The 25766-nt window shown below is 69.1% G+C and carries 22 protein-coding genes and 1 pseudogene; 10 read left to right on the top strand and 13 right to left on the bottom strand.

The window, feature by feature from the left end; all coding sequences use genetic code 11:
• Positions 1-49: 49 nt before the first annotated feature.
• From ACVBEQ_RS11725 to ACVBEQ_RS11680, 10 genes are all read right to left on the bottom strand, one after another.
• Complete coding sequence (locus ACVBEQ_RS11725; protein WP_447153446.1) at positions 50-1654, bottom strand: DNA polymerase domain-containing protein; 1605 nt, start codon at positions 1652-1654, stop codon at positions 50-52.
• Positions 1651-2073: a ChaB family protein gene (locus ACVBEQ_RS11720; RefSeq protein WP_447153445.1), complete on the bottom strand. Its 423-nt coding sequence runs from the start codon at positions 2071-2073 to the stop codon at positions 1651-1653. Before ACVBEQ_RS11720 ends, ACVBEQ_RS11725 begins: the two co-directional genes overlap by 4 nt.
• Positions 2074-2153: 80 nt before the next feature.
• Positions 2154-3080 (bottom strand): hypothetical protein, encoded by a 927-nt coding sequence (locus ACVBEQ_RS11715; RefSeq protein WP_447153444.1) that lies wholly within the window; start codon positions 3078-3080, stop codon positions 2154-2156.
• Entirely contained in the window at positions 3077-4729 is a 1653-nt protein-coding gene (locus ACVBEQ_RS11710; protein WP_447153443.1) for a hypothetical protein, read from the bottom strand. The genes ACVBEQ_RS11715 and ACVBEQ_RS11710 overlap by 4 nt, the downstream gene beginning before the upstream one ends.
• A 70-nt stretch (positions 4730-4799) precedes the next feature.
• On the bottom strand, positions 4800-5726 hold the full coding sequence (locus ACVBEQ_RS11705; RefSeq protein WP_447153442.1) for a PAS domain S-box protein: 927 nt from the start codon (positions 5724-5726) through the stop codon (positions 4800-4802).
• Positions 5727-5773: 47 nt separating this feature from the next.
• Entirely contained in the window at positions 5774-6226 is a 453-nt protein-coding gene (locus ACVBEQ_RS11700) for a hypothetical protein (RefSeq protein WP_447153441.1), read from the bottom strand.
• 30 nt (positions 6227-6256) lie between these two features.
• Positions 6257-6820, bottom strand: a complete 564-nt coding sequence (locus ACVBEQ_RS11695; protein ID WP_447153440.1) for a hypothetical protein — start codon at positions 6818-6820, stop codon at positions 6257-6259.
• Between the two features lie 249 nt (positions 6821-7069).
• Complete coding sequence (locus tag ACVBEQ_RS11690; protein WP_447153439.1) at positions 7070-8620, bottom strand: bifunctional aminoglycoside phosphotransferase/ATP-binding protein; 1551 nt, start codon at positions 8618-8620, stop codon at positions 7070-7072.
• 16 nt (positions 8621-8636) lie between these two features.
• Complete coding sequence (locus tag ACVBEQ_RS11685; RefSeq protein WP_447153438.1) at positions 8637-8900, bottom strand: DUF1918 domain-containing protein; 264 nt, start codon at positions 8898-8900, stop codon at positions 8637-8639.
• A 47-nt stretch (positions 8901-8947) separates the two neighbouring features.
• Positions 8948-9718 carry an SDR family oxidoreductase gene (locus ACVBEQ_RS11680; RefSeq protein ID WP_447153437.1) on the bottom strand — a complete coding sequence of 257 codons (771 nt, stop codon included), beginning with the start codon at positions 9716-9718 and terminating at the stop codon, positions 8948-8950.
• A 158-nt stretch (positions 9719-9876) separates the two neighbouring features.
• Between ACVBEQ_RS11680 and ACVBEQ_RS11675 the strand changes: the two genes are divergently transcribed.
• From ACVBEQ_RS11675 to ACVBEQ_RS11650, 6 genes and pseudogenes are all read left to right on the top strand, one after another.
• Positions 9877-10305, top strand: coding sequence for a hypothetical protein (locus ACVBEQ_RS11675; protein WP_447153436.1), 429 nt, complete (start codon positions 9877-9879; stop codon positions 10303-10305).
• A gap of 127 nt (positions 10306-10432) precedes the next feature.
• The gene (locus tag ACVBEQ_RS11670) at positions 10433-11773 is read left to right on the top strand and encodes a patatin-like phospholipase family protein (RefSeq protein WP_447153435.1); all 1341 of its coding nucleotides are present in this window, start codon (positions 10433-10435) and stop codon (positions 11771-11773) included.
• Between the two features lie 131 nt (positions 11774-11904).
• Complete coding sequence (locus ACVBEQ_RS11665) at positions 11905-13959, top strand: sensor histidine kinase (protein WP_447153434.1); 2055 nt, start codon at positions 11905-11907, stop codon at positions 13957-13959.
• On the top strand, positions 13956-14369 hold the full coding sequence (locus tag ACVBEQ_RS11660; protein ID WP_447153433.1) for a response regulator: 414 nt from the start codon (positions 13956-13958) through the stop codon (positions 14367-14369). Before ACVBEQ_RS11665 ends, ACVBEQ_RS11660 begins: the two co-directional genes overlap by 4 nt.
• Positions 14370-14436: 67 nt before the next feature.
• Entirely contained in the window at positions 14437-15558 is a 1122-nt protein-coding gene (locus tag ACVBEQ_RS11655; RefSeq protein ID WP_447153432.1) for an AAA family ATPase, read from the top strand.
• Positions 15559-15665: 107 nt separating this feature from the next.
• Positions 15666-16603: pseudogene (locus ACVBEQ_RS11650) on the top strand (hypothetical protein); the annotation flags it as partial.
• A gap of 130 nt (positions 16604-16733) precedes the next feature.
• Here ACVBEQ_RS11650 and ACVBEQ_RS11645 read toward each other — a convergent pair.
• Positions 16734-17123, bottom strand: a complete 390-nt coding sequence (locus tag ACVBEQ_RS11645; RefSeq protein ID WP_447153431.1) for a DUF7715 family protein — start codon at positions 17121-17123, stop codon at positions 16734-16736.
• Between the two features lie 128 nt (positions 17124-17251).
• On the opposite strand from ACVBEQ_RS11645, the gene ACVBEQ_RS11640 reads away from it, so the two are divergent.
• The 4 genes from ACVBEQ_RS11640 to ACVBEQ_RS11625 all read left to right on the top strand — a co-directional run bounded on the left by ACVBEQ_RS11640 (position 17252) and on the right by ACVBEQ_RS11625 (position 20411).
• Complete coding sequence (locus ACVBEQ_RS11640; RefSeq protein WP_447153430.1) at positions 17252-17467, top strand: hypothetical protein; 216 nt, start codon at positions 17252-17254, stop codon at positions 17465-17467.
• Between the two features lie 223 nt (positions 17468-17690).
• Entirely contained in the window at positions 17691-18716 is a 1026-nt protein-coding gene (locus ACVBEQ_RS11635) for an ATP-binding cassette domain-containing protein (RefSeq protein ID WP_447153429.1), read from the top strand.
• Positions 18713-19540, top strand: coding sequence for an ABC transporter permease (locus ACVBEQ_RS11630; RefSeq protein WP_447153428.1), 828 nt, complete (start codon positions 18713-18715; stop codon positions 19538-19540). Before ACVBEQ_RS11635 ends, ACVBEQ_RS11630 begins: the two co-directional genes overlap by 4 nt.
• A gap of 82 nt (positions 19541-19622) precedes the next feature.
• Positions 19623-20411: a deoxyribonuclease IV gene (locus ACVBEQ_RS11625; protein WP_447153427.1), complete on the top strand. Its 789-nt coding sequence runs from the start codon at positions 19623-19625 to the stop codon at positions 20409-20411.
• Positions 20412-20498: 87 nt separating this feature from the next.
• Here the strand turns inward: ACVBEQ_RS11625 and ACVBEQ_RS11620 are convergent, their stop codons facing one another.
• Together ACVBEQ_RS11620 and ACVBEQ_RS11615 are read right to left on the bottom strand one after the other, a co-directional pair.
• Entirely contained in the window at positions 20499-21914 is a 1416-nt protein-coding gene (locus ACVBEQ_RS11620; protein WP_447153426.1) for an FAD-binding oxidoreductase, read from the bottom strand.
• 142 nt (positions 21915-22056) lie between these two features.
• Positions 22057-25740, bottom strand: a complete 3684-nt coding sequence (locus ACVBEQ_RS11615; RefSeq protein ID WP_447153425.1) for a BTAD domain-containing putative transcriptional regulator — start codon at positions 25738-25740, stop codon at positions 22057-22059.
• Positions 25741-25766: the final 26 nt, after the last annotated feature.

The following is a 25766-nucleotide window of genomic DNA, read 5'->3' as shown; positions in this document are numbered from 1 at the left end:
TTAACCCCTCCCTGCACCGGAAGTCCGTTGTGCACGACACGGTAGGGCGTCAGCGCAGGGTCGGCAGCACCTGGTGGTGATCGAGGACTGCGCTGAACAGATCACCGCGTTCGGCCAGCCGCGGGATGATGCTGCGGATGGTGAACCCGTCCGGCCGCAGGGTGGGGTCGTCGAGCTCGTCCCATTCGATCGGCGCAGACACCGGCGCACCGGGTGCGGCCCGCGGGCTGTACGGCGCGACAAGCGTTTTGTTGACGGCATTTTGGGTGTAATCCAGGCGCGCCAGACCCTGCCTGTCGGTGACCTGCCACTTCCAGCTGATCAGCTCGGGCATCACCTGCCCGACGGTGCGGGACAACTTCTCCACCCACGCCCTGGTCTCGTCGAAGTCGAGCCGCGGAGCGATCGGCACCCAGATCTGGATGCCGCGGCGCCCGGTCACCTTGGGCCTGGCGACCACGCCCAGGTGTTCGAACGCCGTCCGGTGCAGGCGGGCGAGCGCCAGCAGGTCCTCCCACCTGGTGGTGCTCCCGGGGTCGAGGTCGATCAGCGCGTAACTCGGCCGGTCGGGATGATCGACGGGGGAGGTCCAGGCGTGCCATTCGAGCGCGCCGAAATTCGCCGCCCAGACGAGCGCGGCCGGCTCGTCGACCACGAGATACGTCCGGCTCTCCCCCGGGTCGGCGTCCGGGTTGTCCCAGCGCGGTAACCATTCCGGCGCATGGGTCGGCAATTCCTTGTGCCAGAAACCCTTCGTGCCCGCGCCGTTGGGATATCGGTGCATGTTCAGGGCGTGCCGGGTCAGGTAGGGCAACAGCGTCGGCGCGATCTGCGCGGCGTAGCGGATGAGATCCCTTTTGGTGACCGGGTCCTCACCGTCCCGTGAGGGGAACAGCACCTTGTCCAGATTGGTGATCCGCAGTTCGCGGCCGAACACCGACCATTTACCGGACGCTTTCATGGCATCCAGAGCCCGCAGTTCGTCGGCGGTCACCGGCTCGACCTCGGACGACTTCAGCAGCAGGGAGGCGCGGGCGGCAGGCAGGTCCGAGCGCCAGAGGCGCTCCGGATCAGCCTTCACCTCGTCGTTGGTGCGTCCGCTGACCACCGAGTACGGATGGTCCTCGGCGTCCCACCCGCTGACGGCGTGCTCGTCGTGTTTGTGCAGCAGCAGCCACTGTTCCTTGCCGCCGGAGTCGGTCCTGGTCCGCACCAGGACGAAGCGGCCGCGGAGCTTCTCGCCGTAGAGGTCGAGGTGCAGCTCGCCCTTCTCGACCGCCCGTCGTGGGTCCGGTGCCTCGTGCGGCACCCACCGCCCGGCGTCCCAGACGATGACGTCACCGCCGCCGTACTCGCCGGCCGGGATGATGCCCTCGAAATCGAAGTATTCGAGGGGGTGATCCTCGACGTGGAACGCCGAACGGCGGACGTCCGGATCGAGGGTGGGTCCCTTCGGGACTGCCCAGCTGACCAGGACGCCGTCGATCTCCAGGCGGAAGTCGTAGTGCAGCCTGCTGGCCCGGTGGCGCTGCACCACGAAGCTTCGCGCCCCGGCGGCAGCAGGTTGCGCCGCCGTGCCGGACGGTTCCGGGGTGCGGGTGAAGTCCCGCTTACGGCGGTAGGTGTCCAGCGCCGCCGCCGACCCGGAGGTCACTTCGCGCGGGCCCGTGCGGACTCCCGGTCGTTGGCCTTCTGCAGCGCAGTGACGAGCTCGTCCTTCGTCATGGTGGACCGGCCCTGCACGCCCAGCCGGGTGGCGAGTTCGTAGAGGTGCTTCTTGGAAGCGTTGGCGTCGACACCGCCGGCCGTCGGCCGTGAGGTGTTCCTGCCGCCTTCGGCCTGGGCGTCCGACGGGCCGTACTCGTCCTTCGGTTCCCAGTGATCGCCGACCTTTTCGTGCGTGTGCTTCAGCGATGCGAACGCCACCTGATGTGCGCGCTGCTCGTCGTCGTACTGCTCGATGGCGGAGTCGTAGGTCTTCGCGAAGGTCTGCTTGGCCTTGGTGTCGGACCGCTGCAGGGTGCTGGGCAGCTCGCTGTCCTTCGCTTTTCCGCTCTTTGTTGTCTTCGGCATCTGTGCACCTGCCCGTCTGGTCCGATACTGATCCTGACTCGCTACCGGTACCCGATCCGGGGCTGCGTGAATCGGGGAGGTCACTCGCCGACCGGAGCCGCTTCGGCGGCGGTCGCGGGTCGGTCGGGCAGTTCAACCGTGACAGTGGGCTGCCAGCCGGCCGCCGTCATCCGGTGAATCTCGAGCAGTCGCGGACCGACACCGACGGTGACAACCACGGAATCCCGTACGACGGCGAACTCCGGGAAGGGGTCGGCGGATGTGACGGGCAATTCCGCGTCGACCGTCAGTGCACCGCGCACGGAGTCGACATGTCCTATCCCCACAACGATGTCGTCGCCGCCGCGGTTGCGGAACCAGCCCACCGCGGCACCGGATCCGGTGATCCGTTCGAGCCCGGGCAGCTCGACCTCGGTCAGCGGCTGACCGTTGCGAGCCAGCAGGACGACGCGGTCGACACCGCCGACGGCGAGCACACCGCCGGTGAGCGGCGCCGCGCCGGTGTCGGCAGGGGGCCACGGAGTATGCGGCCGGACGACCCTCGGGCCGCCCCTGTCGAGTTCCACCACGGCCAACGCCGAGTCGCCCGCGCCGTCCCACCCCCAGGCGACAACCCGCGATCCGTCCTCGTCGAAGGCCAACCCTTCGGGTTCGAGGTCGAGGTCGACAGACCGCTCCCCAGCACCTAACCGCTCCCACACCGTGAGTCGACCGGACCCACTGACTGCCGCGACACGCTGCGCCAGCACGGCCAGATGGGACACGCCCGCCGCGGGTGCGGCGGCAGCAGCGACCTCTCCGTCCGTGCCGCGCCATTCCAGCCGGTCAGGCCCAGCGAGTGCGACGGCCCCGCCTCCTGCCGCGGCGCAATGCCAGGAAAAGGGGGGTGTGACGTCGGACGTCGACCCGTCGGAGTGCAACCGGAAAACACCCTGATGCGTGACCGCCAGAATCTCGGCTGTCTGCCCGTCGATCAGGCCGCGGGCTCGCGGCGGTCGGGCCGTCATCGAATCGCGAAATACTCTTCGCGGAGCTTGCCCGCGAGATTGGTCAGGGCCTGCGCATTGAGCGCGACGTTGCTCACCACCGTTTTCCGATCGAGTTCGTCGAGCGCCGCGATCGCCGTCTTCACGTCCGTCGCCTTCGGGTTGGGCGGCCCTTTCCCTTCACGGAACTTGTCATCCGCAAGACAGTCCGTTGTGGAGCATGCGGCGATCTTGTCACCGAGGTCGGCAATGCGGACGGAGTTGATGGGATTGAATCCCTGCGGCGTCCGGTAACCGACCACCATGGTCCGCCACGCAGTCCGTTTCGCAACATTCGAATCGTTCCAGTTGTCCTTGACATACCCGTACAGATCATGATTGTCGTAGAGGTCGCGGAAGGTGGCGTACTGCCGGACGGTCCAGGTCTGGCCCATCCGCTGGATGCGGCGGCGGGCCGACAGGTGGTCGAACCTGCCCTCGGTCCAGCGCGCGTTCACCTCGGACTTGAAATGCCCCTCGTCGTCCTCGGCGGTGTGGTCGGCGTCGTGCTGAACCTCGTGCTTGATGCTGTCCAGGAAGTACTTCTTGCCCGAACGCACCGGGTCGACGATCCCGATCTCGCCCGGGGTGTTGAACCCACCCGAGTCCGCTTCGATGGACACATTTGTGTTGTCGAATGTCGTCTCACCTTTCAGTTTCCGAACGTACGGCACCTGGGCCTCGGTGAGGGCGCCGGCCGGGTGCCCGAAGATGGCAACGAATCGCCTCGGCTGGTGTGCGGCCTTCACCCTCGCCGCGGAGTCGTGGGTCCGCGTCTGGCAGTACAGCTTCACCCGGCCCGAGCGCACCCATTCCGCTGAATTGCGCAGCACCTTGTCCTTCGTCTGCGCAAGTGCCCCGTCCAGCCAGGAATTCATCGCCGCGCGGCCGGCGAGGTTGTAGTTCACCGCTTTCTGATAGGCGGCGGTGCCCTCGGTGACCTTCAGCCCTTTACGGCGTTTCGTCGAGCCACGCCACGGATATCCACCGGCGTAACCCTTCTTCAGCTTCGTCAGTCCCGCGAGGAAACCGGGCAGCAGCGCGGGATCGACGGTGTGTCCCGTTCCCTCGAGAACCACGCTGCCGGCGTCGAAGTCGGCGTTGCTGACATGCCATTCCTCGTGCAGCAGGTTGAGGACCAGTTCGACGTCTTCCGCGTCGTTCAGCTGGCCGGTGCCGACGCCGCCGACAAGATCGACCTTCAACGCCTTGCGCGCCGCGGGCTCGGTGAGCGTCGGGGTCTCGCACTTGGTGATGGCCGCCGTGGTGTTGACGATGTCCGACGCCTGGATCCGGCCGGTCTGCGCATCCATTCGGGCCTGGTCCGCGTCGGCCTCGGCCTTCGTCAGGTCGCCGAGCGCGATCAGCCGTTCCTGTACCAGCAGGACCGGGCCGCGCTCGTTCGTGCCCGGCCCGTTGACGTCGGTGACCTTGCCGCCGCCCTTCGGGTACAGCTCGACGCGTTGCACAACCCGCGACCCGCTCAGCAGTTGGCTGACAGCGTGGTTCCCGGCCGACCGCTGCAGTCGCAGCACGCCGGGCAGACGTACGCCGGCCGCCCGGCGTTGGGTCGCCGCGAGCTCGGCCGGGCGCGCTGCTGCCGAGCGACCCGGCAGCTCTCGTCGCTGCATCGGTTCACTGAACCGCCGGAACGTCGGCGATACAAGGTCCTTTAGGGCAGACCGTGACCTGCGGCAGTCGTCACTCGGGGTCGGTGAGCAGCTCGCCGGCAACCACCCGGATCGAGACCTCCTGCACCGTCAGATGATGCGAGCGCGCATGCCCCCTGATCCGCTCGAACGCCAGGTCAGGGGAGACACCGTCGCGGCCGGCGAGAAAACCCTTGGCAAGCTCGATGATCAGCCGGGAATGCAATGCGTGCTCCAACTGGGCGATTCTCGTCTGTGCCTCCACCAGGGCCGCCGGGCGGCCGCTCGGGCGGAGATTGCAGACGACGCCGCGCACGACGGGGTCGTCGAGCAGATTCGTGAAGGCGGCCTCGGCGCCGACCCAGTCCTGTTCGTGCCGGACCCGCAGCTCCACCGGTGGATGAGCGCCCGGCTCGGTGAGCATGTGCTCGAGGAAGTGCCCCAGCACCGGCCGGTCGTCGGGATGGATCAGCGGCACGATCGAACTGCCGATCAGCGCGTCGTCGTGCCAGCCGAACAGTTGGCCGACTGCAGGGCTGGCGTAAGTGACGATCGCGTCCGCGGTGAGGACCAGTGCTGCGTCCGCCGCGCGCTCGAGAAGCGGCCGCAGAGCGGTGCCGAGATTCGTCGAGATACCGATGATGCCCACCAGTTCGCCGCCCCGGTAGATCCCGGCATCGGTGACCAGCGCGGGGAACCGGCGACCGTCCTTGCACCGCACCGGAAATCCACCGGACCAGGGAACGCCGTCGCGCAGTGCCGCGATGATGTCGGCGGCGACGTCCTGCGCGACCTCCGGAACCGTCAGCGTGGTGATGTTCCGTCCGGTGGCTTCTTCGGCGGACCAGCCGTACAACTCCTGCGCCGCGTGATTCCAGTAGAAGACGACGCCGTCCAGATCGGTGGCGATGATGGCCTGCCCGATCGCGGCCAGCAGTTCAGCCGGCTCGACGTTCGAAGCGGCCATCGCGGCGGCCATGGTGGTCACCTTCTCGGGGGACGATCACAACGTCCCGTACTTCGAGCCTAGGACCGGGTACCCACCGGCGCACGTGCCGGAGCGCCCGAAGGCCAGGGGCTTTCGCCTCCCCGGACCGCGCGGTGGAGGCGATCGGTGATGGACCCACTGGCGAATCTCAGGAAGCCGGGCTCGGACCCGTGCCAGGACAGCACCGCCGACGCCAACCCGAGTTCGGCGGCGTGCACGCTGCCGGCCGGGACTCTCGACCCTCTCGGAGCGGCCCCCGCGGCGAGTGCGTGGGACAACGGCAGGTAGAACCGGAACACCGCGTCTTCCGCTGCGGCGACGACGCTCGGCACCCCGGTGGACCGCGCGCGGCCCAGTGCCGCCCACAGGGCCTCCGCCTCCGACCTCGCCAGCTCGTGATCCGGTTCGCCCGCGGCGATATCCGCTGCGAGGCTGCAGTCCGGCACGGCCTGCAGGACGGGATGGTGATGGGTCGGTGCCCGCGTGTTCATGGTCAATCCCTCAGTCTCGATGCGTCTGCTTCACTGGCCGTCGCGGTACCAGCCGATGGACCGCGTGACGAAGCGCTGCCACGAGTCCTCCCACTCCGCCCAGCCGTACGGGCGCTCGTCCCCGCCGGTCGCCGGACGTGGTGCGGTGCCGCCGACGGCGGGGATCACCCGGTAGTAGAAGACGATCCAGCCGTCGTACCCCTGGTCGTAGAGAGCTCCCTCACGGTGGTACCGGCTGTCGGCGGCCATTCCGATGCCGACGTAGACCTTTCGACCCACCGAGGCCGGCTCGACGAGCCAGGTCAGCTCGACGGAGTCGCCCCGGACGGATTGCTGGCGGTCGCAGCCGAACGGGTGGACCCACCACCGAAGCTCACGGCCGTAGGGATCACCGCCGTGGCAGGTGAAGGTCACTCGATCACCCGGGGTCAGGGTGCGCTCGGTCTCCAGCACGGCGCCGAGCGTCTGGCCGCGCGAGATCCGTTTCGTACCGACCCCCGCGTCGTCACAGACCGACTCGATCCAGGGATAACGGAATCCGTCCGGATCCTGGCCGGCCGTGCCGACGCTTCCGATGATGCTGTGATCCGGCATGTGGCACTCCCTCGAAATGTTCGCGTTGACAGTCGGAATGGCGCAACCACGGGCGCGAATGTCGAAATTGCCTGCGTCCGGTGTTTTGCGAGTGCCGGTATGCGGTGCACGTGCACCGCAGCGAAGAGTGGTGGTGCACGGACTCGGATCTGTGTCCCGGACAGTTCTTCGGGAATGATGACGAGGGCCGTGTCCCAACATATCTCGCCGGCTGCCGCCGAGGTCCAGGGCGACCGGGTCAGTCGTATCCTAAACCTCCCGGGATGATTTCGCGCGGTGGTGCGGCGCCACCATGAAGGGCCTTTGGTCGGTGACGGATCGGACGTCGGTCACCGGAATTCCCGTGTCGATCCCGTGCAGCATTTGTTCAACGGTTTGCTCTGGTTTCACCGTCGTATCGATCCCGACGGCTTCGGGCCAGGCCGCCGCGTCGTGGCCCATCAGATCGGCGACCGTCGCGTCCGCATCGGAGATCCCGGCTCTCCTGCGCGCCAATCGGCGGTGCCGCACCTCCGGCGGTGCCCGACACTCGAATTGCAGCAGGTCGGCGCTGAACTGCCGGGCGACCTCGACGGCGTCGGCCCGGAATGCGGCCTCCGTCCATGACGCGTCCAGCACCACCGACTCACCCAGTGCAAGCAGGTCCGCTGCCCGGTCGAGGATCTCGCGGTAGGTCCGCCGGGTGTGGGCATCGTCGTAGATGCCCTCGTGGTACGGCGCGCGGGCGCTGCGCAGCGGCGACACACCGCTGCATTCCTTGCGGATCCGGTCACCGGACAACAGCACCGCGCCGAGCCGGTCGGCCGTCATCCCGGCGATCGTCGTCTTGCCGGCGCCCGGAAGGCCGCCGACAAGAATCATCCGAACGGTGCCCGCGTGCAGATGACGCAGCGCGATGGCGGCCGAGACCTGCGCGTCGGCAACAGCATTCGGGTCTCCCTGGGCGGCACGCAGGCAGTCGACCTTCACCCTGACAAAGGCACGGTAGGCGATGTAATGGTGCCGGAGCGACGTGGGCGCGGGGTCGCCGGCGAAATCGGCGTAAGAGTCCAGCAGCACGGCCGAGAGGTGTCCGAAGCCGAGTTTCTCGAGGTCCATCGCCAGGAATGCCACGTCGTCGAGACCGTCCACAAACCGGAGTCGATCGTCGAATTCGAGGCAGTCCAGCACCTCTGGTCCGTCAGGAAGGCAGAAGATGTCGTCACAGATCAGATCCCCGTGACCGTCGACGATCCGTCCCTGATCGATCCGCCGGGCGAAGAGGTCGGCCCGACCGGCGAGGAAGCGCTCGACGAGGCGCCCGATCTCGGCCTGCGCAGATCTGCCCACCAGGTCCGAGAACGGCGCGACCTGGGTGAGGCTGGCTGCCCATCTGACGCCGATCGCGTCTCGCGATCCTTCTGCCGAGATGTGCCCTGCACGAGCACTCCTCGTATGGAAGGCGGCCATCATCCTGGCCAACCGGGTGATGTGGACTGTGCAGTCCTCGCCGGAGCGCAGCAGTGTGCTGAGCCGCCGGTCCTCGGGCATGCGACGCATCACGACGACCGGCTCGGCCGGGCTGCCGGGTTGGCCGACGAGCGACCCGACGCCCAGGTAGACGTCGGGGGCCAATCGCCGGTTCAACTCGACCTCGCGGCGGCAGCACTCCACGCGTGCGGGCAATTCCCGAAAGTCGAGAAATCCCATGTCGACGGGTTTCTTGAATTTGTAGGCCCGATTTCCCATCAGCAGGACAACGCCGATATGCGTCTCGCGAAGGTCCGCATATGCGGGCTGTTCAGCCCCGTGACGGGACATCGTCACATCAACGCCGTCAACCTGCGACGTGGCCTCCGTTGATGGCGGTCTGCACACGACCGATCCGCGTGGCCGCCGCCTCGTTGAGTTCGGCCATTTCGGCGGCCGGGACGACTTGTGCGTCCGGGCCGGGGAAGACGATGGATTCCTTGTCCTCGTCCAGCCACCGCACCGTGTACGGGGGCTCACCGCCGTGCGTCGCGATGATCTCCGCCTTCCGGACGTGACCACCGTCGCTGTGGCTGTGCACGACGAGCCAATCACCTGACCGAGCCTGCATGACGCGACCTCCTGTCGGTTCCGACGTACGACGAAGTGAGTGGGGCATCACCAGGTGGAATCACCGCGGATGACGACGTCGGAGCCACCGTCGACGAAGATCACCTGGCCGCACAGATGGGTGTTGCCCACGTCGGTGAGGAACGCCAGCACCCTGGCGCAGACCTCCGGCTCGGCAAAACCGTTGAGCGGCATGGGAACCATGTCGGAGATGGCCGCGACGCTTTCCGGCGTCGAGATCAGATCCGCGACCATCGGTGTCCTGATCACGCCGGGTGCGATGGCGTTGAGCGGGATGCCGGCGCCGGCCCAGTCGGGCGTCGCGGCGTTGCGCCTGATCCAGCGGACCAGTGCCCGTTTGGTGCTCGCGTAGATCCGTTCGCCGCCGGACAACTCGAGCTTGGCCGCCAGTTCGAGCGCGTCGTCTTCGGTGCCGTCGAGCAGCGTCAGTTCCAGTTGCTCGTCGACCGGCATCAGGGACGCCATCGAGGCGGTGGTCACGGCGCGCGGAGCGGGTGAGGTCAGCAGCAACGGCCGCAAACCGGTCAGGGTGGCGAGAGCTCCGTAGTAGTTGACCGCGACGGTCGCGGCGGTGGGTGTTGCCAGCCCGGCATTGGCGATGACGGCGTCGAGTCGCCCGCCGGTCCGTTCCGTCACCTGCGCGATCATCTCGGCCCGCCCGGCCGCTGTGCCGAGATCGGCGGTGATGTCCGCGTCGTGCAGATCGACGCCGAGCACGGTGTGCCCCTGGTCGGTGAGCAGTTTCGCGGTGGCGAGCCCGATACCGGATGCAGGTCCGGTGACGACGTATGTGCGCATGACTCCTCCTCGCCCGATGGCTGCATTTCCATGCCACCACAGCCCATCTGGTGATGACAGAGGCATTGGTCCCGTCGGTGCGGTGGGATCGGCCACCGGCTGATCCGAACGACCGGCTCACGTGCCGGCCGGGTCGGTGCGCCTGGTAGAAATCACCGATGACGGCCATCACCAGGGCGGAGTTCGGCGCGTGGCTGCTGCGCTGCAATCCATCGAACAACCCGGCCGTGACAGGGCTTGCCGCCGTCGGCGGGCGGGTCGCTCAGTGGTGCGTGGTGAGCAACTACCGCAGCACGATGATGGCCGACGGTGACCCGGTGCTGCTGTGGGTATCCGGCAACGGACGGCTGCTGGCCCGCGGGATCTGGGGTAGCGGGGTCGTCACCGCGCCTGCCCGGCGCCCCGGACCGACCGGCGGGTTGACCGTCGCCGTCGACATACCGCTACTGAGCGAGGGAATCACCGACGGCGAGCTGAGGTCACGAGGGATCGACGATCTCGAGGTGCAGCTCCAGCCGATGGGATCGAATCCGTCGTGGGTGTCCAGGTCCCAGCACGCCAGGCTGCAGCAGTTGCTGAGCCGGTGAGAACGGCCTCCTGATCACTGCGTTAGCCGTCGTCGGTGTGCGGCGTTACGGTGGTTGCGCACGCTTTGTCCAGTTCAGCGACCCCTGGGCGCCGAGGACGTATGCACGGCAGACGGAGGGAGTACCGATGGCAGAGCAGGATGAGCCGATCAGGGTTGCGATCGCGTGCCAGGGCGGCGGCAGCCACACGGCCTTCACCGCGGGAGTGTTGAGCCGGCTCTTCGAGGCGGATGTCACCTCGAAGTACAAGATCGTCGGACTGAGCGGCACCTCGGGCGGGGCGATCTGCGCGCTGCTCGCCTGGTCGGCGCTGATCGAGGAGGACCCGGCGCGGGCCGGGTCTCTGCTGAAGGGCTTCTGGGCCGACAACTCCGCATCCACCCCGCCGGAGCGGATGCTCAACTCCTGGATCCAGTGGGCCGGGAAGTTGGTCGACTACGTGGCGACGCCGGCCATCAGCCCGTACGACTCCTTCACCTCGCAGCTGGCGATGGAGCAGCTCAGGTCGATGCTGCAGCGATGGGTCGACTTCGACAAGCTCGCCGAACGCGAGCGGGCTCTGCCGGATGTCGAGCAGCCGCTCCTGGTGCTCGGCGCCGTTGACGTTCTGTCGGGTGTCTTCAAGGGGTTCGACAGCACACGCGGCGAGATCACCCCGGACGCGGTGCTGGCCTCGGCGGCGATCCCGACCTTGTTCCGGTCGATGCCGGCCGACGGGGGCGTCTACTGGGACGGCCTGTTCTCGCAGAACCCGCCGGTGCGCGACCTGTTGCGCGCCAAGCCCGATGAGATCTGGCTCATCCAGATCAATGCGCAGGAGCGGGCCACCGAGCCGCGTTCGATGAGCGACATCAGCGACCGGCGCAACGAGCTGGCCGGCAATCTCTCGCTCTACCAGGAGCTGCACTTCATCGAGAAGATCGACCAGTTGCTGGAGGAGGGCGTGCTGGTCGCGGGGAACTACCGGCCCGTCGCGCTGCGGATCATCGAGATGGCGCGGTCCTCCCGCTCCGACATGCTGGGCGTGACCTCGAAGATGAACAGGGACCCGCAGTTCCTCGACGGTCTGATCTCCTACGGAGAGGCGAGCGCCGACGAGTTCGTCACCGCTCTGGAGTTCGAGAGTGCCTGGCGTGCCGGTGATTCCGACGCGGTCTGGGGCTTCTTCGCTGATGACTGCCAGATCACCTCGGCGCCGCCGTTCACCGAATTCGACGTCTCCGTCGCGGAGGACCCGGATGCGGCGCGGCGCTTCATCGACGAGCGCCTGACCGTCGAGATCGACATCGACCCCACCCGCCGGCAGTTCGCCAGCGACCGGTTCACCTGGCGGGTCCGCGCGCACGGCGAGAACGGCGAGGTCCGCCGCGGCGAGGTCGAGGCGACCGTGCGGGACCGCAGGCTCACGTCTTTCCGATTGCTCCCCGGTGCCCAGCGCCGTTCCGTCGATCGGCAGGTTTCCGCCTGACGGGACGAGTTGATGGTCGTCCGCCGGCTCGACGTCACCCATCCGCTGGCCCTTACGCACCGTCGCCATCGTCGCGTATGGTGACAGCGCGGTAGCCGAGCGTAAATCGCTGGAACCGGATGTGGGTGGGGATGGACGATTTCGACGGCGCCGTGTTGACCGCTGCCGACCCCTTCACCCGACATTCCTGGCTGGGGTTGTCGTTTCAGCTCTCGGTGCTGCCCACGTTGCTCGTCGATGCGGAGCTCGAGGTCGCCGCTGCCAACCCGGCGGCCGAGCAACTTTTCGGCGCCGAACCGGTCCTCGGCCGGTCTGTGACCGACTTCCGGCGTCTCGACCCTTCACCGGAGTCCGGCGGGCGTTCGGCGTGCTGGTTCGCTGCTCCGTACACCGGCGACGACCTGGTCCCGGGCGCAAGCAGGCGGACCCAGGTGACGGTCTCCGGCGCGACCCTGCAGGTAGAGGTGTTCGTCACCGCTGTCCGGGCGCCGGACGGCGAGCAGTACTTCCTCGCTCAGTTGCGGGAGCTGACGCCAGAGGTGCGGGTGCACGGACACCAGCAACCTTCCGAAGAAGAGGCGCGCGGACGATGGGGAACCTGCCGTTTCGACCGCAGGACGGGGTGGAATGTCGAGGCCGCGCTGCTGGCGCTGTGGGGCGTCGAACCGTCAACGGTGGTCATCGGTATCCCGGAACAGATCGTCCCCGCCGCCGAGCGGGCGGCTGTGCTGCGGCAATGGCAGGTGGCGGTCCGTGCGGCGGGCCGGCACGCGCTGGCCTACAGCATCGTGCACCCGAGTACCGGCGACCGCCGGCAGTTCCACTGCATCGTCGAGACGGTGATCGATGAGACCGGGGTGCTGCAGCGGGCGGACGCCACTCACGTCGATGTCACCGACACCGTTGTGGGGCGCGAACCGGATCAGCGTCAGCAGGCCGTCGCCGCGCATTCCCGGCTCCAGCTGATCAGGCGCATCGGCGACACCCTTGCGGCCGGTCAACTGCCTGCCGACGAACTGATCGAGCGGATCGCCGGGCTGGCGACGGCGGCCCTCGGGGATGGGGTGGTGCTGCGCAACAGGTCCTGGGACAAGAGCACCGTCGAATGGAACCTGGTGACGTACCCCGACGACGCCGTGCGCTCGGCGATGATCACCGCCCTCGAACGGGCGGTGACCGCGGGAGGCCCGGGTTTCGAGGGACTTCGTTCGGGCCATCCGTGGCCGCAGGGCACGAACCCCGCCGTGCTGCGGCCGTTCGACGGGCTGGCTCATTTCATGGCCGCTCCGGTCCGGCACAACGGCGATGTACTCGGTCAACTGGCTGTGTTCCGTACCGACCCCGCCGCGCCGTACCAGGTGGGCGACGAGGATCTGCTCCAGGTGCTGGCCGATGCGGCGGGCGCGGTGATCGCCGCCGCCCGCGCGCGACAGGTCGCCGACGATGACCGCGACCTCCGGCTCGCCGCGTTGGCGGGACGTCAGCAGGAACTGCTGGAGACGCTGGCCGGCATCGAGACCCGGGAACGGTCGATGCTCGCCGAGAGCATCCATGACGAGCCGATCCAGCGGATCGTCGCGGCCATGCTCCGACTGGACAACCTCGCCCTGCGGTCGGACGACACCGTCCGCGAGGAGATGGACCGGATTGCCGTGCAGCTGGAGATGTCCGTCGGCTGGTTGCGCAATCTCATCGTCGTCGCGCTGAGCCCGTACGAGTTGCGGTCCGGCCTCGAACCCGCCCTGGCGGCCCTGGCCGACGGCATCTTCACCGGGACGCCGACGGTGTTCACCGTGACGTCGTCGCAACCGGTGCCGCTGAGCTTCGCGGCCAGGGAGGCCGCCTACCGCATCCTGCGCGAGGGTTTGATGAACGTCCGCAAGCACGCCCGGGCGACCAGGGTCACCCTCGAGGTGGAGGAGCGCGCGAATTGCGTCCGGCTCACCCTCACCGACAACGGTGTCGGAGCCCAGAGCCTCGACGCAGGGGCGGGGCATTTCGGCATCGCGACGATGCGTGCCCGCGCCGACGCGGAGGGGGGCGTGTTGACCATCGAGAGCTCGCCCGGGCATGGAACAGTGGTTGCGCTCATGCTGCCGACCGGAGCACGGCGACACGGCGGAGCAGCGCAGTGGAACGCCCGGGCTGCAGCCGAGGGCGTGACCGACGGGGGGAGTGTCCGGTGATACCGCAGCAACCCGGCGATGTCCGGACCGTGCTGGTCTGTGACGACCAGCAACACATCCGGGACGCGATCAAGGTGGTGCTGTCCGGCGCGGGGCGGCTGATGGTGGTCGGTGAGGCCGTTGACGGCGAGACCTGCGTGCAGCAGGTCGAGAAATGGCGTCCGGACGTGTTGATCCTCGACTACAGCATGCCGGGCGGCGGGCCGCAGGTCGCCAGGTCGGCGCGGGAGATGCATCCCGGGATCCACATCATCGTGTTCACCGGGCGGCACGACCCATCCGTGCGGGACGCCATGCTCGATGCCGGCGCCGACCAGTTCGTCGTGAAGACCGGGCGACTGCGGCCGCTGATGGATGCGCTGGATCGGGTGTCGAGATCCGGGCGCGAGGCGATCGTCGACCGGGCGTGAAGGATCCCGTCGTTCCAGCTTGACGGGCATGATTCCTAACACTTCTTACTGTAAGTATAGTTAGGTTATGAATCTCAGTGGTCGGCCCCTGCTGGACAACTTCGGCGACCATGCGTTGTTCGCCGGGCGCGCAGCGACCCTCCGCCGGATCGAACTCTCCCTGCGCTCCGGCCTGAACTGCCTACTGACCGGTGACCCCGGCAGCGGCAAGACATCGCTGGTCAGAGCACTGATGTACCGGTCGCACGACACGGCCGACGGTCTGCGGTACTCCTACGTCCGGGGAAAATCGGCGCACACAGCGGCCGATCTGCTGGCGGCCATCCTGACGGCGACGCGGAACGGGTCGGCGCCGGGTCCGCAGCCGACCGGGAACCCGGTCGAAATGGTCGCCGCCCTTGTCGATGCGTTCGCGGAGCCCGATGACGCGCTCCCGCCGCGGGTTGTCGTCGTCGACGATGTGCAGCCCGCCGCCGGGCTGGAACTCTTCGGGGCGCTGCGGGACGAGTTGTGGCAGGTGGACGCCCGCTGGCTGGTCACCGCGTCGACCGCACATGCCGCCGGTCTGCTGCGGCCGCCGGCGGACGTCTTCTTCGACACCAGGGTGAGCCTGGCGCCGCTGACAGCGGACGAGGTCGCCGACCTGCTGCGGCTCAGGTTCGACAAGCCCCTCGGCGTCGCGGAGGAGAGCCTGATCGCGGCCGTCGCACAGGCCGATCCCGAAACCCCGCGCCGGCTGCTGGAAATCGCCAGGGAGCTGCTGGTTGAGCCCACTGTCGGGGGCAGGGGGTTGACTGGCGTCGAGGCAGTGAGGTTGACGGAGGGATTGAGGGGGAGGGCAGCGGCACTGGAACAGGTGAGCCGGCCGGCGCGGATGCTCGCTCAGGAACTCGAGAGCATCGGCTGGGCAAGCGCATCGGACCAGCAGTTGCTCGACCGGATGGGCTGGACCCGTCCGCGTGTGGTGCAGGTCATCGGGGAGTTGGAGAGAAGGGGGTTGGTCCAGATGCGGGAGGAGAACACCGGGCGTGGCCGCCCGCGGAAGCTGTACCGGCTGACGCCGGCCACGGAGTTCGTCGGGGATACGGGGTCCATTGAGGGTGCTGGGTCCGTCGGGGGTGCTGGGTCCGTCGGGGGTACGAAGCCCGCCGGAGGCACGGGATCGGACGGGGTGGATCGTCATGAGTAGGGCGGATCTCGAGATCCTGCACGACACCAGCGCTTTCAACCCGTCGCCGCGGCATCAGGAGCTTTACGCGACGCATGTCCCGTTCGACACGATGACCGGCACGCACAGCTGCGAGCAGGCGCTCGCGGCCGCCCTGCGCCGCTCGGAGCGGGTGACGCTGGTCGGCACCAGCGGTGCCGGGAAGTCCAGCGTCATCGCCGCGACCCTGCATCCGTTGGTGGAGGACCTGGTTCCGCTGGCCATTCCGGTGGCCGTCGAGCGGCCGGCGGTGGCCGGCGACCCGGTGGCGTTCGTCCGTCACCTGGTGCAGGTGGTCAGCAGGCTGGTCCAGCTGACCGAGCCGGAGCGCGGTCGTCAGGCCAGGGCCATCGAGAGCGAGACCCAGCCGAAGGTCAAGCGCGGCAAGGGCTTCAGTGTCGCACCGGGACTGGCCGGGGTCTCCGTGCGGCTCGCGTACGAGCTGGAGGCGGCCGTTCAGGAACCGAGTACGACCAGCGACCAGATCATGGACCAGGGACGCCAGATCCTTGACCTGTTCCGCTCCCGCGGGCTCACCCCGGTGCTGGTCCTGGATGACACCGATCGCTGGCTGAGTACCACCTGGCTGCCGGAGAGCGGGCACATCCGGTCCGCGTTCTTCAACACCATCCCGCGGTTGATGTCGGAGGAACTGGCGGCGGCCGCCGTCATCGCCGTGCACCCGACCTACCTGGACGACGCGGCGTTCCGGGCGGCGCGCGGTTTCCTGTCCCGGTCGATCACGGTTCCGCAGGTTCCGTCGGCGGGTGCCGTGTCGGCCATCCTGTACCGGCGGATCGGGTTGGCCTTCGGTGCCCGGGGTCTGCCTGCGGTGGAGGTCGGCGACGTCCTCGCCGACGCCGCGCTGGTCACCGTCCACTACTACTACGCGAGCAGCCCGTCCGATGTCCGCCGCAACGTCCTGCTGGTGCTGCACGCCGCGCTCACTCTTGCGGTGGACGACCCGGAGGCCGAGCGGATCGACCGGCGTCATGTGGAGCTGGCCATCGCGGAGGGCGAGGGTTGACGGCGTGCTCGCCCGCTACCCCCCGGGAGCGGGCGAGCACGGCCGGGCAGTCCGGCTTCCGCGACGCGGCCGGGCTGTCCGGCTTCCGCGACGCAGCCGGGCAGTCCGGCTTCCGCGACGCGGCCGGTGATCAGCCGACGGCCGGTGAGACGCTGCGCCACCGGATCTCGTCGAGGCGGCGTTCGAGCACCGCACCGATCGGGAAATCGTCGGCGAGATCGGTCAGTTCGCCGGCCATCGGGATGGCCTGCCGCGTCGGCCAGCCCTGAGCCTTCAGGCTGGATCGGAGCGCCTCGGCGTAGTGCGCGAAGTCGAGGTCGAGCTCGGCGACCCGGGCCGTTGTTGTGCCCCGGTGCGAGCTCATCCCGGCGAACGCCCGCCCACAGCCGCAGCCGCCGTCCGGATCGCGGCGGTCGTCGGCGCACACCGCCCCTATCCAGACCAGCTCGCCCTCCACGCAGAAATCGAAATCGTTGCTCCGCGCACCCTGTGTCCGGGTGGTGGCGACCAGCACCTTCATGACGTTCTCCGACTCTCGAGGCGGCCGGACACAATGTCATCGGCCGTTCGAACGTGTGTACCAGCGGGGTCCGACAGTGGCGTGATGGTTCGGCTGTCAGAGCTTGACCGGAGCGCTCACTCCTCGTCGTGGAGTTCACCTACCGCATGGCGATGCTCATGGCGGAGCGTGAATTCGTGGCGTCTCTGGTCGATCGGTTGGGGCGTGGCGAGCTGGGGGGACAGGACCTGTGGGTCCGGATGCACGAGCAGCTCGCGCAGGGCCGTTCCCCGGCCGATCTGGCGCAGGAAATGGCGCACCACCTCGCGTCGCGCGCAGCCGAACAGGCGGTGACGTCCGGCTGAACCGCCCCGGCGTCCGGCCGGGGCCCAGAACGCCTCCCGTACATCGCGGGAGGAGAAAGAACGGTGGCCCGGATGCGTCAACATCCGAGCCACCTGGCATCCGAGTCGTCCCAGCGTGAACTGAAACCTGTTGCGAACAGTCGGCTCAGAGCGTGCCGCGATCCTATCGCCGTACGTCACGCAGGGCGGCTCCTACCGCAAGGAGGAGCACCATGGCAGCACCATGGCAGCACCCACGGCACCCAATGGGGAGTTCGCGCTGGACGCGCGAGCGCTCGTCAAGACCTACCCGGGCGGGCGCGGCAAGCCCCGATTGAACGCACTCGACGGAGTCACTCTTGCCGCCGAGAAGGGCAGTGTCTTAGGGCTTCTCGGCCCGAACGGCGCCGGCAAATCCACGGTGGTCAAGATCCTGGCGACCCTGTGCCGCCCCGACTCGGGGACTGCTTCAGTAGCCGGCGCGGACGTCCTGGCCCGGCCCGACCTCGTGCGGCGAAGGATCGGATTTGTCGCCCAGAAGCAGGTGGCCGACCCGATGGACACCGGGCGCGAGAACCTCGTGCTCGCCGGTCAGCTGCATGGCATGAGCACACGTGCGGCACGTTCCCGCGCCGCGGATCTGCTCGCGAGGTTCGCGCTCGGGGAGTCCGGCGACCGGCAGGTGAAGACCTACTCGGGCGGCATGGCACGCAAGCTCGACATCGCGATCGGGCTCATGCATCGGCCGGAAGTGCTTTTCCTCGACGAGCCCACCACCGGGCTGGACCCTGAGGCGCGCTCGGAGCTGTGGGCCGAGATCCGACGGATGTCCGACGACGACGGCGTGACGGTCCTGCTCACCACGCACTACCTGGAGGAAGCCGACCACCTGGCCGACCGGCTGGCGATCGTCGACCGGGGACGGGTCGTTGCGACCGGGACGCCGGACGCTCTCAAGGCGCAACTGCAGGGCGACGCCGTTGTCGTGCAGGTGCGAGCGGACGACGGCGAACGGGCAGCGGCGATCGTGGGGCGGGTCACCGGGTCAGCGGACATCAGCGTCGAGGGCCGCGAGGTGCGCGTACGCACGGCCGACGGGGCCACGGCGTTGCCCGCGGCACTCGCCGCGCTGGAAGACGCGGGCGTCCGGGTCGAGCAGGCAACCGTCTCCCGGCCCAGCCTGGACGACGTCTACCGCTCCTACACCGGGTCGGGTTTCCGCCCTGTGATGAGCGAGTCCGGCTCGCCGGCGTCCGAGGTGGCGGCGTGAGCGCCGCGATCGTGGTCCACCCTGCCGCCAAGCCGGGCCGGCGTGGCCTGACCCCGCTGCGCCACACCGCTCTGCTGACCGGACGTCACGTGCGGGCCGCGGCGCGCGTGCCGGCGTTTCTGGCGATGAACCTGTTGCAGCCGTTGATCTGGTTGCTGCTGTTCGGCCAGTTGTTCCGGTCTGTCGTGGACATCCCCGGCTTCGCGGGCGCGGGCAGCTACCTGGAGTTCCTGACCCCCGGCATCGTCATGATGATGGCCTTGTTGGCCAGTGCCTGGGCGGGAACGGCCTACATCCAGGACATGCAGCGGGGCGTGTTGGACCGGTTGCTCACCTCGCCGACCAGCCGCGGCGCACTCACGGTCTCGACGCTGTCCTATCAGGCGGTGCTCATAGTCGGTCAGACGCTCGTCGTGCTGGGGGTGGCCTGGCTCGGTGGGGCGCGCTTCGACGGCGGGGTCGGCGGTGTGCTGATCCTGCTGCTCGCGGCGGCGCTGCTGACCGCAGCGTTCTCTGCGCTGTCCAACGCGGTGGCGTTGATCGCCAGGGACCAGACCGCGCTGATCGGGATCTCGCAGCTGCTCACGATCCCACTCATGTTCCTCAGCTCAGCACTGATGGACACCGAACTCTCAGCAGGCTGGGTCCACGACGTCGCGCGGTTCAACCCGTTCGAGTGGGCGGTCGTGGCGGGGCGCGAGGCGTTGAGCCAGGACCCTGATGCGATCGTGATCTTGCGGTCCCTCGGACTGCTCGCGAGTTTCGCGCTCGTCATGACCTGGGTGGCGACCCGGGCCTTCCGCTCCTACCAACGGAACGCCTGAGGACGGTGCGGCTGCCGCTCGACACGAGCGGCGGCCGCTCCGGGTCCGGCGTTGTCGGCACACGCCACTACCCTCGGGAACCATGACGATGCTGGGTGTCCATGTCGGGGCACGCGAGGACGATGCCGATCCGGTTGCCGAGGCGCGCCTGTCGGGAGCCGACGGAGTGCAGATCTTCCTGGCACACCCGCAGGGCTGGAAGACGCCGAAGCCACACCCCAGGGCCGCCGAACTGCAGTCCGCGGACCTCGCGGTCTACGTTCATGCCCCGTACGTGCTGAACGTCGCGACGACGAACAACCGGATCCGCATCCCGAGCCGCAAGTTGCTCGGCGCGCACGCAACGGCGGCCGCGGCGCTCGGCGCCAGGGGCTTGATCGTGCACGGCGGCCATGTCACCGCCGACGCCGATCCGGCGGTCGGTGTGCAGAACTGGCGCAAGGTGTTCGAGCGACAGGCAGCGGAGGGCGGCTTCCCGCTGCCGATCCTGATCGAGAACACCGCCGGCGGCGACAAGGCGATGGCCCGTCATCTCGACGCGATCGCCCGGCTCTGGGAGGCGGTGGGGGAATTCGGGCCGGGTTTCGTCCTGGACACCTGCCACGCGCATGCCTCCGGCATCGACCTGGCGACCGCGGTCAAGGACGTCACCGCCATCACCGGCCGGATCGACCTGGTGCACTGCAACAACTCCCGCGACGAAGCGGGCTCCGGCCGGGATCGCCATGCCCCGCTGGCCGACGGCGAGATCGCCACCGCGGCGCTCGTCGACATCGTCCGCGAGGCGGGCGCACCGGTGATTCTCGAAACGCCGGGAGGACCGGAGAGCAGAGCGTCGGAGATCGAGCTGCTACGCGCGGGCATCGCGTAGGCGAACGCAGATCGTCCCGGCACCGGAGGGGACGGTGCCGGGACGATGGTCAGCGCAACCGAGGTCGCCGCTGCGGGGAAGGTGCGCTCAGTCCTCGATCTCGAAGGTCCGGCGCACCGAGTGGTTTCCGACGATGATGCCGTCGGGGTCAAATGCAGACTTGATCGTCACCAGCCGGCCCCAGGCCACCGGGTCGTAGGCGACGCTCGGGTCGATCGCGTGCTCGACGAAGTTCAGGTACTGCCGCGCCGAACCGAAGGGCGACAGCGCATCGACGAAGGCAGTGGCGTCCGCAAGAGTGGCGGCGCCCATCTCGGGCGTCATCGCCATGCCCCCGCCGAAGGCGACGAACGCTCCGTCGAGCATCGGCAGCGCTCCCGCACCCGGGTGCGGACGGCCGAGCGCGCCGCCGAGTTGGCGCAGCTCGCTCATCAGCAGAGACGACTGCGAGTCCGGGCCGGACAGACCAACGAAGGTGTCGATCGCCGCGTCCGGCATCCCGTCCAGCATCACGGTGTTGGAGACGGCCGGAGTCGGTCCCTCCGGATCCATATGAATCCCGACGAGTGACGCGGCAGGCATCCTGCCGAACGTGTCGATCTCAGGCTTCAGATCCCGGAGGGCGGCGAGGATCTCGCTGCTCCGTTCGTCCGAGGCCAGCACCGCGCCGTCGATCACGACGAGCGACCGGCCACGGAACGGCGGCGGGATGTCCGGAATCGGCGGGAGGTTGAGCACCCGGAAGGACGTGGTCACCTCGTCGGGGGCGTCCCCGGTCCAGACGACCCACCGGCGCAGCACCCGCTCGGTTTCGGTGCGATCCCAGACCATCATCCCGCCGAACGCCGACCGGAACGGGAAGATCCTGAACTCCAGCGCCGTGACGATGCCGAAGCTGCCGCCGCCACCACGCAGCGCCCAGAACAGCTCCTGATTCTGCTGGGCGTCGGCCCACCGGACCGTGCCGTCCGCGGTGACGACCTCGAGGCCGGTGATGTTGTTCGTCGCGAGCCCGAGTTTCCTTGCGTACCAACCCATGCCGCCGCCCAGTGAGTAGCCGGCGACACCGACGTCCGGGGATGACCCGTGCAGCGTCGCGAAGCCCTGAGCCGCAGCGGCCTCGACTGCCGGAAGCCACAGCACGCCCCCACCGACCCTGGCCACCTGACGCACCGGGTCGATGCTGACCTGCGTCATCGCCGACGTCCGGACGATCACCACATCGTCGAGCCGGCCGAGCGGTCCGGCGTTGTGCCCGGTGCTCTGCGGGGCGACGCGCAGTCCCGCTGCTGCTGCGGCGCGAACCACTTCTGCCGTCTCCTCCGCCGTTGCCGGGTAGGCGACCGCGGCGGGTCGCTGGTCCACGGCGAGATTCCATGCCATTCGCGCCTCGTCGAAGCCGGGGTCACCGGGCAGATGGACTGCACCGCCGCACAATCCGCGCAGTGATTCCGCGCGGGTCCGGCGCTCGGTGCCCGGCCGGGCGATGTCCTGAATGCTCATTGCTGGATCCTCCTGGTGGGTGGCCCTACGGCCCTTCCTGATTGGCACCACCCTGGATTCCGCCGGTTGAGAACCACTGAAGAACGGCTGAAGCGGGACTGTCAGGCCGACGTCAGTGGCTGTCGGTGCTGTCAGCCGGCCGCTACCGATGGGCGGCGACCGCCCTGAGCTGATCGTTCGACGTGACGCCGAGCCGGTCGCGCACCGCTGCCAGCGTCTGCCTGACCGTCGGCGGGGTGATGAACAAGGCCTGCGCGATCTCCTGGTCGAAGGCGCCGTCGAGGGACATCTCGACCATCCGGCGCTCTGTCGTGGTCAGGGCGGTCCGCCGCGGGACGGGCGGCACCGGGAGGCCGAGCCGTCCGAGTTGGTCCTCGACCCGACGGCGGAGTCCGGCGGCGCTGCACTGCGCCGCCAGAACAAAGCTCGCCTGCAGGGCGTCGGCCGCCTCGCGGGACACGGCGCTCCCGGCAGCTGAGAGCCGCATGCCAAGGGCCGCTTGCGCCTTCGCCAGCTCCAACCGCGCAGGGCGCTGCGCCAGAACGGCCACCGCAGAACGAAGGTCCTCGACGTCACCGCCGGGTAGGCTGCCGCGCAGCCGCAGGACGCGCCCGACACCGCGCGCGGTGCCCCAGCGCCGCGCGAACGCCAGGTCGACGTCGAGCAGCTCGCGTGCCTGCCGCACGTCCCCGGAGGCCGCGAGGACGATGGCGAGCGGCGACTGCCACGAACGCCATGCCGGGTTCTCGAGCCCGTCGCTGAGCTCCCGGACCCGGTCGATCACCCGGCGCGCCTCGTCGAGGCGGCCCTGCTCGGTGAGCACCCTGGCCCGCGCACTCAGCAACAGCGCATGGCCCTCGCTGATCAGATTCCAGTACGCCGGGTTCCGGTCGAGCAGCGCCTGCGCGGAGGCGAGATCGCCACGGTCCGCCAGTACCTCGATCATGAAGGCGTCGGTATAGGTCTGCCCGATCTGGTGCGCCCCCCACAGATCGTTCTGCTCCGTGCAGTTGCGGAGCCACTGCAGAGCCTCGTCCAGGTCACCGACCGTCCAGTGCCAGTAGCCGCCCCACACCTGCGCGCCGAGCACGGCGAAAAGGCTGCCCCGGCGGTACGCCTTCGCGAGCGCGTCGTCCCACTGACCGGCCGGCTCGGCCTCGGCGATCTGCAGCACGTTGCGTGCGATGACGCCCATGAAGCCCTGGTCGACGTCGTCCAGCACCGGACCGTCGAGCGCGAATCGCGCCAGGTCGATCGCCCGCTGCCGGTCGACGCCGGCCAGCGTCACCTCCCAGGACAGTGTGGTGGCCAGACTGCGCGCGCCCGGGCCGGTCCCGACGACCGCCGGCTGCTCGTCGGCGGGCGGGCCGAGAGAATGCATGTGCTTGCTGATCCGCGACATCGCAAGCAGCCATTGGCGTTCGTCGTCGTGTTCGGGACCGAGTTCGTCGATGATGGAATCAGCGGTGTCCTTGGCGTGGCCGCGGGCGCCGGCGAAGATCTCGACGCGGCCGAGCATCACGGCGGCGTCGGCGCGGTCCCGGACGTCGGTCAGTCGCCGGTAGGCCGCCGTGAGATGCTCGAGCGCGGCGGGCACGTCGGTCATCGTCTCCACCCGGCCGAGTTCGAGGAAGATCTGACCCTCCAAGTGCGCGGCCGGTGGTTCGGCGAGCGCCCGACGCTGGTAGGTGGCGGCGCCGTCCGGCGCGCCGCGGGTGACACTGCGTGCGGCGGCCGCCATCAAGACCTCGACCGTGCGCGGGTCGCCGCGCGGCGGTGACTTCAGCAACTGGGCCGCGACCTGCTCCGCGGCGAATCCCGCCTCGGCCATCAACCGCGCGGCCCGCTCGTGCTGCATCTCTCTGCTCCCGAGCGGGATGTCGCCGTACACGGCGTCGTGAACCAGTGGATGGACGAATTCGAGCGGGTAGTCAGGGCGGAGGACCTCGCTCCTGGCCAGCGATCCGATGGCCTCGGCGACGGTGCCCGGCGGGAGTTCGGCAAGTTCGGCCACGAGCGTCAGCGTCGCGCCGTCGCCGAGCACCGCGACGGCCCTGGCCACCGAGCGGCTCTCGGCCGGCAGCCTGGTGAAGCGCCGCAGCACCAGGCTGGACACCGCGCGAGAACCGATCGCGCGGACCGTGTCGGCGTTGGCGGCGGCCGGCCGGACGCCGTCCGCGTCCAGCGCTCTGAGCAACTGCCGGAGCAGCAGCGGGTTGCCGCCGGTCGTGCGCCGGCAGGTCGCGACGAACGCGTCGTCGGGTTCCGCGCCGAGTTGGCTGCGCACCAGGTCGTGCACCCCGACGTTGCTCAGGGGCCGCGGTGTGATGACGACAACGCCTGCCTCCGAAACGATCTCGGCCAGCAGGTCCTCGTTGGCATGCTGCTCGCCAGTGCGCAGGGTGACCACCAGCACGATCGGCAGACCCTCGAGGCGATGCGCGAGAAAGCCGAGGAAACGCAGTGATCCGACATCGCACCACTGGACGTCGTCCACCGTGATGACAATCGGCCCTGCGGCGGCGAGACCAGCTGCGAGCCAATACAATCCGTGCAGCACACCGAAGACGGTGTCGCCGGACTGGTCGGCATCGGCCTGCTGGAACACAGAGCGGGAAGGGCCTGCCGCTCCGGCGAAGATGGCGTCCTGGCTGCCGCCGGCCACGAGCGGCTCGAACAGCTGCCGGACCACACCGAATCCGTACTCGCGCTCCAGTTGGCTTCCGCGGGCGGCCAGCACCCGCGCCGAGCCCGCCCTGCTTCTGACCTCCCGCAGCAGGCTGGTCTTGCCGATTCCCGCCGGCCCCTCGATCAGCACCACCCGGCCATCGCCGTCCGTCCCCGAGGACAGCACGCGGTCGATGGCAGCGAGATCGGCCGCCCGCTCGACGATGCCCGTCGGAGCGGCACCCGGGACGGCCGGCAGACCGGCCGACGCCGGCCCGAGCGGCGCCGGCCCGAGCGACGCCTGCCCGGGCGACGCTGTATCGATCGGCGCTGTAGCGATCGAAGCCGGACCCTTCTCGACGACAGGCAGCGGTGCCTGCAGGCTGGCTGCCTGGGCGAGGATCTCCGCCTCGAGTGACCGCAGCGGCGGACCCGGGTCGACGCCGAGCTCTTCGGCCAGCAGGTCTCGTACCCTGCGCAGCGCGGCCAGCGCGTCGGCCTGCCGGTGGGATCGGTAGAGCGCCAGGGCGAGCAGCCGCCACCGTTCCTCCCGCAGCGGCGCCTCCTCGACGAAGGCCTCCAGTTCAGGGACCAACAGCGCGCTTTCGCCCGTCTCCAGGCGCACCGCATACAGCCGTTCACGGGTGGCCGCGCGGAGTTCGGTCCATCGCTGGACGGTCGGCCGGGCCCAGGCCTCGTCCGCGTACTCCGGTAGCGCCGGCCCGCGCCAGAGGGTGAGGGCGGTATCGAGTGTCCCGGCGAGTTGCCGGCCGGACTGCCCGGCGGCCGCCCGCACCAGGGACTCGAACCGCCAGGCGTCGACCGCGTCGTCCGGGACGCGCAGCGCGTAGCCGGAGCCGACCCGCTCGACGGATGCGCTGCGCAGCCCGGGCCGGCCGTCGGGATCGAGGCGCTTGCGCAGATGCGACACGTGGGCCTGCAGGGCTGCCTGCGGAGCGGCCGGCCGCGAATCGGGCCACACCGCGTCCAGCAGGGCGTCGGTCGACACGACCCGCCCCTGCTCGATGACAAGCGCGACCAGCACGGCGGACTGCCGGTGCCCGCCGAGCACGACCGGTGCGCCGTCACGGCGAACGGTGAGTGGCCCGAGCACGCCGACGGTCAATCCCACAGGGGTCGGGCTGGCAGGGTCGGCCACGTCATCTCCGCTGGTCAGGCACTCCA

This window comes from Nakamurella sp. GG22, assembly GCF_052976845.2.
This window is presented reverse-complemented; position numbering and strand designations above follow the sequence as displayed.

Excerpts from the sequence above, each read along its gene's own strand:
- ACVBEQ_RS11680 (WP_447153437.1), bottom strand. The coding sequence starts at position 9,718 with ATGCGCACATACGTCGTCACCGGACCTGCATCCGGTATCGGGCTCGCC.
- ACVBEQ_RS11675 (WP_447153436.1), top strand. The coding sequence starts at position 9,877 with ATGACGGCCATCACCAGGGCGGAGTTCGGCGCGTGGCTGCTGCGCTGC.
- ACVBEQ_RS11665 (WP_447153434.1), top strand. The coding sequence starts at position 11,905 with ATGGACGATTTCGACGGCGCCGTGTTGACCGCTGCCGACCCCTTCACC.
- ACVBEQ_RS11625 (WP_447153427.1), top strand. The coding sequence starts at position 19,623 with ATGACGATGCTGGGTGTCCATGTCGGGGCACGCGAGGACGATGCCGAT.
- ACVBEQ_RS11695 (WP_447153440.1), bottom strand. The coding sequence starts at position 6,820 with ATGCCGGATCACAGCATCATCGGAAGCGTCGGCACGGCCGGCCAGGAT.
- ACVBEQ_RS11720 (WP_447153445.1), bottom strand. The coding sequence starts at position 2,073 with ATGCCGAAGACAACAAAGAGCGGAAAAGCGAAGGACAGCGAGCTGCCC.
- ACVBEQ_RS11715 (WP_447153444.1), bottom strand. The coding sequence starts at position 3,080 with ATGACGGCCCGACCGCCGCGAGCCCGCGGCCTGATCGACGGGCAGACA.
- ACVBEQ_RS11620 (WP_447153426.1), bottom strand. The coding sequence starts at position 21,914 with ATGAGCATTCAGGACATCGCCCGGCCGGGCACCGAGCGCCGGACCCGC.
- ACVBEQ_RS11635 (WP_447153429.1), top strand. The coding sequence starts at position 17,691 with ATGGCAGCACCCACGGCACCCAATGGGGAGTTCGCGCTGGACGCGCGA.
- ACVBEQ_RS11690 (WP_447153439.1), bottom strand. The coding sequence starts at position 8,620 with ATGTCCCGTCACGGGGCTGAACAGCCCGCATATGCGGACCTTCGCGAG.
- ACVBEQ_RS11685 (WP_447153438.1), bottom strand. The coding sequence starts at position 8,900 with ATGCAGGCTCGGTCAGGTGATTGGCTCGTCGTGCACAGCCACAGCGAC.
- ACVBEQ_RS11710 (WP_447153443.1), bottom strand. The coding sequence starts at position 4,729 with ATGCAGCGACGAGAGCTGCCGGGTCGCTCGGCAGCAGCGCGCCCGGCC.
- ACVBEQ_RS11645 (WP_447153431.1), bottom strand. The coding sequence starts at position 17,123 with ATGAAGGTGCTGGTCGCCACCACCCGGACACAGGGTGCGCGGAGCAAC.
- ACVBEQ_RS11700 (WP_447153441.1), bottom strand. The coding sequence starts at position 6,226 with ATGAACACGCGGGCACCGACCCATCACCATCCCGTCCTGCAGGCCGTG.
- ACVBEQ_RS11705 (WP_447153442.1), bottom strand. The coding sequence starts at position 5,726 with ATGGCCGCCGCGATGGCCGCTTCGAACGTCGAGCCGGCTGAACTGCTG.
- ACVBEQ_RS11655 (WP_447153432.1), top strand. The coding sequence starts at position 14,437 with ATGAATCTCAGTGGTCGGCCCCTGCTGGACAACTTCGGCGACCATGCG.
- ACVBEQ_RS11670 (WP_447153435.1), top strand. The coding sequence starts at position 10,433 with ATGGCAGAGCAGGATGAGCCGATCAGGGTTGCGATCGCGTGCCAGGGC.